This is a genomic window from Paenibacillus sp. FSL H7-0331, assembly GCF_001956045.1.
In genome coordinates, this window is the sequence record NZ_MRTH01000013.1 from 34,980 (window position 1) to 48,000 (window position 13,021).

Below are 13,021 nucleotides of genomic sequence, written 5' to 3' on the forward strand. Positions count from 1 at the left end.
AATTCGAAACCATCTTGGGAACAACGCTTTGGATCATCTACATTTGTAGGTAATCCAGGGCTTTTTTTCGATGCAAGGAACGACTGGGTGCTTTTTGGTACAATAGAAATAGATTGACAAATTATTTATAAATGTCATAATGAATATATCGAATTGAATATAAGGGGAGAGCGTTATGACAGAAGAGAACGCTTCAAGCTATACAGCTGGAAAATATCGCACGCCGGACGGTGCGCCTGCAGATATTGTTATTTTCACAATAACGGCTGAGCATACCAATCGTACAACCAAGTCGCTGCCCAAGCGGGAGTTGAAGGTGCTGCTGATCAAGCGCAAGCTTTGGCCCTTCGAGGGGATGTGGGCGCTGCCTGGGGGCTTCTCGAATGACAAGGAATCGATGTATGAGACGGGAAGACGGGAGCTGGAAGAAGAGACGGGTGTCAGGGATGTCCATATGGAATATTTTAACGTGTATAGCAAGCCGGGGCGCGATCCGCGGGGGTGGATTATTTCACATGCTTTTTTTGCTCTCGTGCACGAGGATTTTCTGGCTCAGCGCAAAGCGGCTGATGATGCGGCAGATGTAGGGCTGTTTGCTGTCAATGAGCTGGGGCGACCTGGACTTGAACTTGCTTTTGACCATCAGCAGATTATTCAGGACGCCGTGGAACAGATTCGCAGCAAAATGCTGCTCACCTCGATTGCCAAAGAGTTTCTTCCCGACGAGTTCACGCTCAGCGAGCTGTATCAGGTGATTCAGACGGTAGTGCCTGATTTTGAGGAAGCCAATTTTATTCGTAAAATGAAATCGACCCAGAGCCGCAGCGGCGTATTGGAGCCTGTGCTGGATACTAAGGGAGAACCTAAGAAGTCCAATGAGTTTTCACAGCGAGCCGCACAGCTGTATCGATTCACAGGAAGCATGCCAAGGCTTTCCTTATACAGCTAGTTCATGGATGTGATCTGTTTCCGTGTCCAACCAAAGCCCTCCGAATTCCGTATGCTGCAAACAGCCTCTACTTCTCATCGAAGCAGAGGCTGTTTGTATCAGGGTATGAAAAGAATTACGCCGTAACGTGCTTGCGTTCTGCGATATAGCAAGCAATTCCCAAAATCAGAGCCAGCCCTACGAGCACGGCACCAACCCAAGGGAGGGATGTTATAGCCAGATGAGTAATGACCCATCCCCCAATGAAAGCACCGGCTGCATTTCCCAGATTACCAGCTGAATGACTGGAGGTAGAGGCAAGCGCTGGCGCCGCCTGTGCAAGGCTCATAACCCGTACTTGCAGCCCTGGAAACACAGCGAAGGAAGCAGCTCCCCACAGAAAGATGGTCAATACAGCAGCTGTTGGACTATAGATGGTAAAGGTGAAGAGGGTAAGGAGGACACATATCGTAAAGTAGAGTCCTAAGACGGATGGCATCAGTTTCCAATCTGCAAGTTTTCCTCCGACGATGTTGCCAAGGGTCACTCCACAGCCGAATAGGATTAATATCCAAGTTACACTATGCTCGGCAAAACCGGTGACTTGCGTAAGCAGTGGCGTAATATAAGTAAATACGCTGAATAAGCCGGCGTTGCCCAGTGCTCCGATCAGCAGGTATAGAAGCAGCTTAGGCCTGATAAGTGATCTAATTTGCAGGAAGACACTAGCTGGTTTGTCTTGCCGGATTTGTGGTATGAAGATAAGGATACCAATCAAGGCTATGACTCCCATGATAGCAATTGCACCAAATGAAGATCGCCACCCCATGTGTTGACCGATAAATGTCCCCAGCGGAACACCGATAATATTTGCAATGGTTAGACCAGCCATCATAATGGATACGGCCCCGGCACGTTTGTCAGGACGTACAAGATTGGAGGCGATAACAGCCCCAACACCAAAGAATGTCCCATGCGTCAATGCGGTTATTATACGGGCTCCCATCATAACCGCATAGCTAGGCGCGAAAACAGAGATTCCGTTGCCGAGAATAAATAAAACCATAAGCAGGCATAATAGTTTCTTTTGCGGGATTCGGTGGGTGAGTACGGTCAGTATAGGGGCACCGATTGCTACCCCAAGGGCATACATGGTAATGAGTTGTCCTGCAGATGAGATGCTGACATGCAAATCCTCTGCAACATTAGGCAGAAGACCCATGATGACAAATTCAGTCATTCCAATGGCAAAGGCACCAACGGTAAGAGAAAGTATAGAGATGGGGAACGTTCCTTTGGTCGCTTGTTCCTTGGTAACTCGTTGAGATAATTCCATGATGTCAATATCAACCTTTCTGCGGTGAATAATAAAGCTCCAATCGTAATCCTGCAGTACCTTTCAAAAGACCTGTTTCATATTATTAAATTTTTTGAGAGTATAAGCAAGATATTTCTTATAAAGAAAAAGTAAACAGTGCGACTTTAGAAATAGTTGCACCGGGAATACGAGAATAAGCGGTAGGAACATGATGGCATTCCCGACGGATTAACCTAATGCGTATAGATACGATTATCACAGAGTTATACGCTGATGCTTATGGGAGAGAATCTCCGTTTGCAAGTGGCTGCGGCACATTTGCGGAAGTAGCAGCCTGTTGCCTCCGATAGTTCTGAGGGCTCGCCCCGTATTGCTTTTTAAAGGCTCTGCTGAAGTAGCATAAATCAGCAAAGCCAGCTTGTTCAGCTATTTCGGCTATGCGGAGACTTGGCAGCTTCATTAATTCTTTGGCCTTCTCCAAGCGAATATGGTTCATGCGATTGACGATCGTTTGTCCAGTAAGCTTCTTGTACTGACGAGACAGGTGACCGTAGCTCATGTGCAGGGAAGCAGCCAGCTCGCCTACGTTCAGACGATTGCTTTGAAAATCTTCTAAATAGACCTCCACTTTCCGCACCAAGGGGTCCCTGACCGTTTTGAATGAGGACACCTGCCCCTTCATGGACTGCTGCAGCAGGCAGAGATATTCAAGAATATGAATGAGCAGAAGCTGAAGCGCCAGCTCGGACTGACCCGTCAGAGCTTCGTGAAAGAATTGCTCCAGCATGCCATGCAGACTACCATTATCCCGATAAGAGCCGGATTTCCATGTATGCAATTGTTGCAGGCGTTTACAAAAAGACTCCCCTTGCACATCCTCTATCTCCGTACTTGTACAACGAATACGCCACCTAAAGCATATCCCCTCATGTGGATTCCCCCGAGTGTAGGAATGAGAATGAATCGTTCCGGGAGGGATAAGGAAGAATTCGCCTTCCCCAACTTTGACAAACTCGTCGCCAAACCACGTCACCATCTGTCCGGATAATATGTAGTTGAACTCAAACCATGTATGAGCGTGGGGAGGACACTTGCTGGCTGTACCGATTTGCTCGAAAATGATATCAACCCATTCGATGATAGCATCGTTAATTCTTATTTCCTGACAGATCTGATTAAAGACTGGAGGTAAGAGACTTTTTAGTTCTTCCACATCCATTTATCATGACCTCACTTTCAGATTATGTTGTAATCATATCATAATTAGACAAATATTCGTGTTAATTAGAAATGTACAAGGAAGCTTAATAGCCTCACAATTAAGACGAAACCATTACATTCGTTAATAAGGAGGTTGCAAGAATGAAGAAGCTTCATTTGATCAGCAATGACCATCTGGACCCGGTATGTCAATGTCACGGGACGCAAGGTAAAGGGGGATAATACGTATGGGCTAGGCGAGAGCTTGTTTTGGTTGGCAATTATGTAAGCGTTTTAATTCCTTGAGATACGAATGGGAGGATGGAAAATGAAGGTTTTCTCAAGATTCGTGAGTGTCTGTATGGTTTTCACTTTATTATTTAGTGTCATCATCGCAATGCCGCCGCAAGTATCTGCACAAATTACAGAAATTCCTGATGTCGATCAAGTATCTGCTTCATGGCCAGTAGTCTTTGAGGATGCTTTTACCTCACCAACAACCAAATGGGATGCTCCCTCTGGCAGCTATATGAATTATGAGTATTTGAGTGGACGATTTGTAGCCAAAGATACTAATGCCAGTTCAAAAGCAAGGATCAAAGGCAGGAATTGGTCGCAGTTTCTTTTAACCTTTAATCTCGTGATTCCGGATATCTCCACAGCAGGCGCTTTCATGAGGGTTGACCTAGGTGATAGCCAAAGCAGCAATTATGACTCATTATTAGTGAAATCCAATAAAATATCATTTTACAAATCAGGCATTGTCGGGGAGACGAAGCTTGCCGATTACACGATGGAACCGGGAGTCAGTTACGATTTTAAAATACTGGTTGATGGCAGCTCGGTCATCGTACAAATGAAGAAGAACGATCAAACCGTCTATCAAACGATAGGGATGTATACCAACCTGTTTGCAGCTGAGAAAAGGACGGTAACCTTCGGACACAATTTATTAAAGCCAAGTTTGGATAACGTAAAGGTCTATTCACCCGAGGCTGAATTCCCGCAAATTCCCGATGTAGACCAACTAACAGCTTCATGGCCTGCTGTTTTTGAGGACACTTTTGCCACAGCCACAGCCAAGTGGGATGCGGCACCAGGGAATTATATGAACTATCAATATGTGGATGGAAGGTTTGTAGCCAAGGACGCAAATTCCGTATCCAAGGCACGGATCAAGGGCAAGTCATGGTCGAAATTTCTCTTAACCTTTAATCTTGTGATTCCCGATGTTTCCACGGCAGGCTCTTTCATGAGAGTGGACATTGGCGATAGTCAAAGCAGCAATTATGATTCGTTATTAGTGAAATCCAATAAAATCTCGTTTTTCAAATCAGGCATCGTTGGCGAGACGAAGCTTGCTGATTACATCATAGAGTCGGGGGTTAGTTACGATTTTCGATTATTGGTAGATGGCAATTCGGTCATCGTGCAAATCAAGAAAAAAGACGAAACTGCCTATCAAACCATGGGCAAATATACCGGCTTATTCACAGCCACCAAAAGAACGGTAACCTTCGGGCATAATTTATTGAAGCCGAGCTTGGACGATGTGCGGGTATTTGCTTCAGCGGCAGATAACCCTTATACAGGGCCGATTTTGAACAGCTTGCAGTTCTATAAAACAACAATGAACCTTCGTGTGGGTGACACCGAAAATTTGAGAGTGATCTACGAACCCAAAAATGTTGAATTGGAAGACGACAGCGTCATATGGAGCAGCAGCAACGAACAAATCGTGAAGCTAACTGGAAGCGTTTCAAAAGCAAGGGCAGTTACAGCTGTATCGCCAGGGAGCGCAGTGATCCAAGCGGTAACCGCCAATAACAGCATTATCGTAACTTGTCAGGTCACGGTCACTCCGGCCGCAGCGTTGTCGCATAGTACAGCCTCATTTGCTGTGTATGGGGAAAAGCAAGCAATTCCATCTGCTCTGTATGGCATGAATGATCCCAAACTGAATGATCTGGGTCGATCTGATCAATGGTACAGTGCAAGAAACATTACCTTGATGAAGGATCTGGGGATAGATCTCTTACGAGTGCCTGACGGTACAGCGGCCAATTATTATTTGTATAAGGACGGCTCGCTAGTCAATGCCAACGATCCACGCTATGCGAATGTGACAACAGGATTCGAGTACACCTCCGTCAACGGTAAAAATAATGGCAAAAATGGCATTTATCTAAATGATATATTTAAAAGCCCTAATGAGCTCAATTTGCCAAGCACTTTTGTGCTCAATGTTGCCTATCAGTCTGTGGAGGATATCATTGATGAGGTGCAGCAAATCCGTAGTCTGTCCCAGCAGCCGATTCGAATCGAAATGGGCAATGAATTTTATCTGAATCATTATGGCAATGCTTTCCCGTCGGTGACCAATTACGTGTATAAAGCTCGACAAGTGTACACGGCGATTAAGCAAATCGATCCGACGATTAAAGTAGGCATTGTTATCTTGGATAAATGGCAAGAGACGATCATCGTTGGCAACCCTGACGCGCATAAGCCCAACGACCCACTTGATTTGGTCGACACCGCTCATAATCGATATGTCAGATGGGAAGAATGGAACAGGACCATTGCCGCAAACCCGGATTGTTATGATGCTGTAATCCCTCATGAATACACAGGCATCCATAACCTTGATAATTTGACTCAGGAGAAATTCATGGACTTTCTTGCTGTGAATAATGAAAATAGATACCAATTAATTAAAGCACAGTCTGAGCAATTCCCGAATAAGGAGATTTGGATTACGGAATATGGCGGCATTAGCGGACTCATTTTTGGTGGTGAAACGAATTTGACCGAAAAAGGAAGAATTCATTTAGGGAAAACGCCCGCTTTTGCCATGCATTATATGGAAAGATTTTTGAATTTTATTAAAACCGGCAAGGTCCAGATTTCGGCCTATCATTGTCTGATTGACAATCAATTTTTTGGCGTCGTACAGGATCGATTTAATGCTAATAACAAGGCTGGAATGGTCGTTCTTCCCCCTTACTACACCTTCAGAGAAATCGGAAAATTACTGAAAGAAAACGAATATTATTATGATATGAATATGACGACCGGCGATTACAGAATGATGAACAATGTCATGCCAGCTGATTATATTTATGGTAAAGACCTGAAAGTGAATGACGTAGGTGCTTGGGGTCTAGGCGATGAAAATGGAGTCAAAACCGTCGTGTTCAGTAATCGAACCAACAAAGAAATAGAGGTGTCGCTCCCTGGTGAGCAAATGATGCCTATCTGGTCATATGGCGGTGATCCGGTGCCTGATTTTCTTGTTAACGACTTTACAATATGGAGACAGGAGCCCAAAAGCAATCCATACCCTACGATCCCAGTCGATCCGTTCTCGACAACAACAACATTGAAGCCTTATACGATGACCGTGGTGAAACTCCATGGAAAAACCTATGATGATGTCAAAGCCAATTATTGGGCACAATCGGTTATCAACACGGTTGCTTCCAAGGGAATTGTTGCTGGTGGGACCACGAGCCATTATTTACCGGATGCGATTGTTACCAAAGCCGATTTTACCGTCATGCTTGCGAAAGCTCTTCAAATACCTAACGATTACTCCGATACACCGACTGTCTTTACGGATATGAGCGCAGCTGGCTACGTGGACTATCCGGCCATTGTGGCCGCAGCAGGGAAAGGTATTGTAGAACGAGATCAAGCAGGGAATTTCAACCCGAACCAGACGTTAACGAAGCAGCAGTTGGTGGCAATGACGCAAAAGGCGGCTGCTATTCTTGGCAAGAATGCGGATATCCTGACGACTTATTCAAGCTTCAGCGATCCGAGTTCCAATTCTGATGATGCTACACGTGCGGAAGCTGCCAAAATTGTATATGTCCTGTTAGGACTTTAAAGGCTTACAGGATAAGAAAGAGGGGGTTGCCATATAAGATCAATAGATCTTTAAGGACAGCCCTCTTCGTAATTTGTACTGAAGCAGGTTAAACCTCGCTTGAACTAGCAAATTCATTTATAGTAGTATTATTGGTAAATTGGAGTTGCGGGATGTAGGTAAACTTGTGAATTTGACCAAATAACCGGCTGATGGCTGCGGCCTAGGGCGTAAGAATGGAACGTGCACCATGAAAGAATACCAGTATAATCCTGATAAAGTAACAAACAGTATGGCACCAAGCTATGTGTATATGTACAATTGCCACGAAGAAGAAGCGCAGCTCTGTCAGTTGGAGCTGCGTTCTTTGTTCGGCATGGAGTCGGAGGGAGTAGGCGAATATAGCCTAAATCACCAAGGGCCTAACCTGGGCACCCATTGTGTGGTCAGCTCTATTGGTATGGATCCAAGCCGGAGTCCATTTATTAAGCAGCGGCTCGCAGTGAGTTTCGAGGGAGATACGGTTCAAGCTATTGCATCCGCCGTGAATGCTATAGAGCTGCAGGGTGCAACCTTCAAAGTGGTTTTTGCAGCTCTCGACAAGTCTATACCTTATAACGAGCAGAGGCAGATAGAGCGTGAAGTGGGAGCGGGAATTCGTGGAAAGGCCGAGATGCGTAGTCCCGACAGGTTATTTGGAATTACTTGTTTGGATGGACGTTGGCTGTTCGGTGAGTGCATGACCAATGAAGCCATTTGGCTTAAGCATAATACCAAGCCGCAGCAATACTCAACGGCGCTCAGTACACGGATGGCGCGCGCGGTTGCCAATATCGCAGTACCCTTTCCTGAGGGGATCACGGCTATTGATCCGTGCTGCGGCATCGGGACTGTCCTGATCGAGGCGCTATCTATGGGTATTCATATGATTGGAACGGATATCAATCCGCTTGCTGTGCGGGGAGCGCGGATGAATCTAGCCCATTTTGGATTTCCGGATGTCGTCGCTCTCCAGGATATGCGTACGTTAACTGGGAGCTATGATGCGGCCGTACTGGATCTGCCTTATAATCTATGCTCGGTCCTGTCACCATCAGATCAGCTGTCTATGCTCGAAAGTCTACGAGGACTTACGGCTAAAGCCGTTATCGTCACAACAGAAACGATCGATGCGCTTGTTATTCAAGCCGGATTTACGATCTCCGACCGCTCTGTAGTAAAAAAGGGCAGCTTTTCCAGACAGGTTCTGGTCTGTTATTAGTTGTGAATGCTGTTTGTATACTCAGATAGGGAGGGAACAGGATGACCGTATTTGATGTTATCATTATCGGAGCAGGTACAATGGGAGCAAGTGCAGGGTATTATATGTCCCGATCAGGAGCTTCCGTTCTGCTGTTGGATGCTTTTGATCCTCCTCATAAGGAGGGCAGCCATCATGGGGAAACCCGGCTCTTTCGTCACGCCTACAGCGGTGAGGATGCGTATATTCATTGGGCTCTGCATGCTGAACGAGAATGGGAGGCGCTTGAGCAAGCAGCGGGCCGGCAGTTGTTCCATCGTACGGGGGTGTTGAATCTGGACCCGGAGAGCTCACCTTTGACTCAGGGAAAGGAGTTCAAGGCTCGGAAATTTGAGCTGCCCGTTGAAGTGCTGACACCGGAGGAAATGGAATACCGTTGGCCTGGACTTACCGTCCCGAGGGGATTTAGGGGTCTGTATGAGCAGCGGGGAGGGGTATTGAGCTGTGAGGCGATCATAGAATCATTCAAGCAATTGTCTATTCAAAATGGTGCCAAGCTGCTGGTGAACAGCCCCGTCGAACGGATAGCTTATAAGCCTATGCACGTAGAGGTGTCAACCCGAACCGATCGTTATGTAGGACGGCAGCTTTTGCTGACGGCTGGCACTCGCTCTGGCACCATACTCCCTGACTTGAAGCTTCCTGTAGAAGCAGTGAGGAAACCGATAGCCTGGTTTGAACCGAAGGCGGAACAAGCTGTATTCGATAGTCGCTTTTTTCCCGGCTTTAATATTAACACGGAATTTGGGGAGTTTTATGGATTTCCCAGCTTTTCCGGTTCAGGCTTGAAAATCGGCAGGCACGATGGCGGCGAGATCGTGGATGGGAGACAACCGACTGCACCATTTGGAAGCAGACCTGCGGATGCGCTTGAATTCCGTCAGCTGCTGCAGCAATTTATGCCCAAGGCAGAAGGAAAGCTGCTTAAAGGCAGTGTATGTCTGTATGAAAGGACACCGGATGAGCATTTCATTATCGATCAACATCCAGAATATTCCCATGTGTATATCGCCACAGGCTTTTCCGGGCATGGCTTCAAATTTGCCAGTAGTATTGGGCAGACCGTCAGTGAATGGATGCTGAACAACGTGTATAATGAGCACCTTAAGCCATTTTCACTTTCCAGATTTTATTGATTTATGTATAAAATTCTTTTTAAATCATTTTATACTACGAATTGTTAATTGTTTAAATTTATTGTAACTTATTGACTGGAAATGAAATTGATGCTAATCTTAATCCGTATTATACATAGTGATTTAGTAAGGATTCGGGAGGAATGGTGAATGAGCACGTTAAACGAATACTTGGTGCAGAAAAGGCAGGCGGCCCTGGACCGGAAAGATAAGGCTCTGCAGCTCGAAGACATCCCAGCGCAAACTTACTATGCCAAGGCAAGGGCACTGGGCAGAAGTGGAGTCAGGGAAATTCGTATTCGTGATTTTCAAGTCATCAGCGATAGTCCAGAGGATTACGCCGGCTATAATCTCGGTCCGAACTCAGCGGAGCTGCAGCTCGGCGTACTCGGAAGCTGCCTGACACATATTACCTTAATTCAAGCAGCGCTGCTCCAGGTTTCACTGGATGCCCTGGAGGTGGAAGTATCCGGACAATTGCATTCCTTCGCGGGACAGCCGGGTTATGAGGATATTCCAGTCTATCCTTACAATATCGCCTATAAGCTCCATATCACCTCCTCCGAATCTCCAGAAAAGATAGCCGATCTGCACGAGCAGGTTGAACGTGTATGCCCGATTTTTAACTTGCTGAGAAATCCGCAATCGATTAAAGGCGAGGTTGTCCTTCATTCATCATAATCGTATATCTTAGTCATTCACCATTTTGACCGGTCAACCGGAATCACGTACTCTTTTTTGTACGTTGTTTCCGGTTTTTTTGTGTAATCACGTAGGTAGAAAGAAGGAATTGACGAAGATGGAACCTGTGAACTTCGAGCAACTGCAAGACGTATTGAAGAGCTTTGAAGGAAAAGAAGTATACCTGCATACCGAGGTTAATCCGGGGGCCCTGCTGCGCAATATTCGTGTTGAGATTGAGCAAGCACATTTATCCGGCGAGGGATCGTATCGATTGGCGCTGAGGCTTCGCTATAATGGATGGGTTCGTACGGAATCGATTACCCATTATAGTCTGGATGCAAGAGGTCGGGTGTTCGCTGCAAGCTATGATGAGCAGAATAGAATTGTTACGCTGATCCAGATTGGACTTTTTCCGTTTGATTTTGATGAGGAGGCAAGCTGAATGTCTGTGAACAAAATTTTGGTCGTCGTGGCCCATCCTGACGATGAAAGCTTCATATGCGGAGGAACGCTGGCTAAATATGCAAAGCAGGGCAGCGAGGTAACGGTTATTTGCGCTACGAAGGGAGAGCTGGGCCGGCGTCTGGGTAAACGTCCATTTACGGTATCCCGCGAGTCGATGCGGCGGGTGCGCGAGGGAGAAATGAGGGAGGCGTGCAGAGCATTGGGGGTACAACGTCTGGAGTTCCTCGACATCTTGGACAAAACGGTCGAATTTGAGGAATACGAGGGCTTAAAGCAGCGAATTATCGATTTTATCGAGGATATTCAGCCAGATGTCGTACTAACCTTTCATGAGAAGCTGGGCGGGCATCCTGATCATTGCGCAATAGGCAAGGCGACTAAAGGTGCTTATCTGGAAGCGGTAACCCGACCTGATCAGGCACGATATTTGTACTTCATTACTTACGGGGATGAAATCAAGGGCTTTGACCTATCGCCTGATGTGGTGTCTGCGGTTAATATTCGCTGCAGCCTGCAGGAAAAGCTATCCACTTATCGCGCCCATCGTTCACAGAGCGATGTTCACAAATGGGCTTGGCAGTCTGATGAACAAGCCATCCTAGGCGTGAGTCCGATTGAATATTTTATCCGTTTTACCCGTGAAGGTGCAGCCGATGTGTTGGGAGATGCTCCGGTCACCACTCTATATAATGAAGGGACGAATCTATCATGAAATTAATCAGCAACTGGACTCTACAAGCACATATACAAGTCAATTTAAAAGCTATCGCCGTCATATCTGCAACGGCTATCGCCCTTGCAGGCTGCTCAAGTGCCGTACCGACAGCTTCAACAGCAACACCATCTACCTCAGCTCCTGCTGCAGCCAATTCGACCAAGGATGGGCAGAGTGACAAGAAGGAGCCGGTTACCATTGAATACTGGCAGTATGCTTTTGCGGCAAAGGTCGATCTGGTCAACGATCTGATTAAGGAGTTCCAGGCCAAAAACCCGCATATTACCGTCAAGCATACGAACTTCCCTTACGATCAATATAATGAGAAGGTCGCCACTTTGGTGCCTGCAGGCAAAGGCCCGGACATCATTAACCTGTACTATGGATGGATTCCCAAATATGTTTCCTCCGGTTACCTCCAGCCGCTTCCGTCTAACGGTTTTTCTGAAGCTGATCTGAAGAAGGACTTTTTCCCTGTAGTTGAAGCTGGTAAAATCGATGGGAAATACTGGGCCGTCCCGACAGCCGTACGTACGCTTGCCTTGTACTACAATAAGGAATTGTTTGAGAAAGCGAAGCTCGATCCTAACAAACCACCTGCCAATTGGGAGGAGCTGATCGATTATGCGAAGAAATTGACGGAGAAGGACGCCAAAGGCCAATTTATTACCGAGGGCATTACCTGGCAGCCAAACAGTCAGATTCACCACTGGTATAGGGATGCCTTGATCTATCAGGCAGGAGGTCAGGATACAACACCGGATTATAAAAAATATTTGTGGAATGCATCACCTGCCGGGCTAGAGGCCTTCAAGTTTGTTATGGATATCCCCTTGGTACACAAAGTCGGCACCCGCGATTTCTATGAGACGGACATCAATGCGTTTAAAACCGGTCACGCCGGGATTACGATAGACGGCTCGAACGTGCTTGGAGGCATTAAGAAGGATGCTCCTAACTTGAAATTCGGGACGGCTCCGCTGCCTTCCTATAAGAATAAAGCAACGCAATCCTCTTACTGGGCTAATGGCATTACGAAGGGTGTAGAGGGCAAGAAGCTGGAAGCTGCAACCGAGTTCCTGAAATTCCTAACCAGTAAAGAGGTACAGGAGAAATGGGTTGATAAGGTAGGCGAGTTGCCAGCCAAGAAGGAGGTTGCGCTGCAGGATAAGTATGCGAAGGACCCGCTGCTTGGAGCGTTTATTCAACAGCTTCCTGATGCACACGCGCATTTCTTTGTCGATGAGACGGCGGAGAAGGATAACTTCGTTGAAGCGACAGACCGTGTTTTGCTGAAAAATGAAAACATTCAAACGGTATTCGACGATCTGGTGAAAAAGAATCAGAAGCTGTATGACGATTATTGGAGCAAAAAGAAATAAATCATAGAGCTCAAGCAGATTG

At 46.4% G+C, this 13,021-nt stretch carries 10 protein-coding genes; 8 read left to right on the forward strand and 2 right to left on the reverse strand.

Annotated elements, in window-relative coordinates; all coding sequences use genetic code 11:
* The first annotated feature begins 175 nt into the window (after positions 1-175).
* Positions 176-949 (forward strand): NUDIX domain-containing protein, encoded by a 774-nt coding sequence (locus tag BK127_RS19940; protein ID WP_076233274.1) that lies wholly within the window; start codon positions 176-178, stop codon positions 947-949.
* A gap of 115 nt (positions 950-1,064) precedes the next feature.
* Here the strand turns inward: BK127_RS19940 and BK127_RS19945 are convergent, their stop codons facing one another.
* Both BK127_RS19945 and BK127_RS19950 read right to left on the reverse strand, forming a co-directional pair.
* Entirely contained in the window at positions 1,065-2,264 is a 1,200-nt protein-coding gene (locus BK127_RS19945) for an MFS transporter (protein ID WP_076233275.1), read from the reverse strand.
* Between the two features lie 259 nt (positions 2,265-2,523).
* Positions 2,524-3,465 (reverse strand): AraC family transcriptional regulator, encoded by a 942-nt coding sequence (locus tag BK127_RS19950; RefSeq protein WP_076233276.1) that lies wholly within the window; start codon positions 3,463-3,465, stop codon positions 2,524-2,526.
* Between the two features lie 309 nt (positions 3,466-3,774).
* Here BK127_RS19950 and BK127_RS19955 point away from each other — a divergent pair, with 309 nt between their 5' ends.
* From BK127_RS19955 to BK127_RS19985, 7 genes are all read left to right on the forward strand, one after another.
* Positions 3,775-7,338, forward strand: coding sequence for an S-layer homology domain-containing protein (locus BK127_RS19955; RefSeq protein WP_076233277.1), 3,564 nt, complete (start codon positions 3,775-3,777; stop codon positions 7,336-7,338).
* A 229-nt stretch (positions 7,339-7,567) separates the two neighbouring features.
* Positions 7,568-8,578, forward strand: a complete 1,011-nt coding sequence (locus BK127_RS19960; protein WP_076233278.1) for a TRM11 family SAM-dependent methyltransferase — start codon at positions 7,568-7,570, stop codon at positions 8,576-8,578.
* A 41-nt stretch (positions 8,579-8,619) separates the two neighbouring features.
* Entirely contained in the window at positions 8,620-9,753 is a 1,134-nt protein-coding gene (solA, locus tag BK127_RS19965) for an N-methyl-L-tryptophan oxidase (RefSeq protein WP_076233279.1), read from the forward strand.
* 150 nt (positions 9,754-9,903) lie between these two features.
* Positions 9,904-10,434, forward strand: a complete 531-nt coding sequence (locus tag BK127_RS19970) for an OsmC family protein (protein ID WP_076233280.1) — start codon at positions 9,904-9,906, stop codon at positions 10,432-10,434.
* Between the two features lie 118 nt (positions 10,435-10,552).
* Complete coding sequence (locus tag BK127_RS19975) at positions 10,553-10,879, forward strand: DUF1806 family protein (RefSeq protein ID WP_076233281.1); 327 nt, start codon at positions 10,553-10,555, stop codon at positions 10,877-10,879.
* Positions 10,880-11,614: a PIG-L family deacetylase gene (locus tag BK127_RS19980; protein ID WP_076233282.1), complete on the forward strand. Its 735-nt coding sequence runs from the start codon at positions 10,880-10,882 to the stop codon at positions 11,612-11,614. It begins immediately after the preceding gene.
* The gene (locus BK127_RS19985) at positions 11,611-12,999 is read left to right on the forward strand and encodes a sugar ABC transporter substrate-binding protein (protein ID WP_076233283.1); all 1,389 of its coding nucleotides are present in this window, start codon (positions 11,611-11,613) and stop codon (positions 12,997-12,999) included. Before BK127_RS19980 ends, BK127_RS19985 begins: the two co-directional genes overlap by 4 nt.
* Positions 13,000-13,021: the final 22 nt, after the last annotated feature.

Bases quoted from the DNA above. Each gene is read 5' to 3' on its own strand.
- BK127_RS19970 (WP_076233280.1), top strand. From the start codon at position 9,904: ATGAGCACGTTAAACGAATACTTGGTGCAGAAAAGGCAGGCGGCCCTG.
- BK127_RS19950 (WP_076233276.1), bottom strand. From the start codon at position 3,465: ATGGATGTGGAAGAACTAAAAAGTCTCTTACCTCCAGTCTTTAATCAG.
- BK127_RS19945 (WP_076233275.1), bottom strand. From the start codon at position 2,264: ATGGAATTATCTCAACGAGTTACCAAGGAACAAGCGACCAAAGGAACG.
- BK127_RS19975 (WP_076233281.1), top strand. From the start codon at position 10,553: ATGGAACCTGTGAACTTCGAGCAACTGCAAGACGTATTGAAGAGCTTT.
- BK127_RS19980 (WP_076233282.1), top strand. From the start codon at position 10,880: ATGTCTGTGAACAAAATTTTGGTCGTCGTGGCCCATCCTGACGATGAA.
- BK127_RS19940 (WP_076233274.1), top strand. From the start codon at position 176: ATGACAGAAGAGAACGCTTCAAGCTATACAGCTGGAAAATATCGCACG.
- BK127_RS19985 (WP_076233283.1), top strand. From the start codon at position 11,611: ATGAAATTAATCAGCAACTGGACTCTACAAGCACATATACAAGTCAAT.
- BK127_RS19960 (WP_076233278.1), top strand. From the start codon at position 7,568: ATGAAAGAATACCAGTATAATCCTGATAAAGTAACAAACAGTATGGCA.
- solA (WP_076233279.1), top strand. From the start codon at position 8,620: ATGACCGTATTTGATGTTATCATTATCGGAGCAGGTACAATGGGAGCA.
- BK127_RS19955 (WP_076233277.1), top strand. From the start codon at position 3,775: ATGAAGGTTTTCTCAAGATTCGTGAGTGTCTGTATGGTTTTCACTTTA.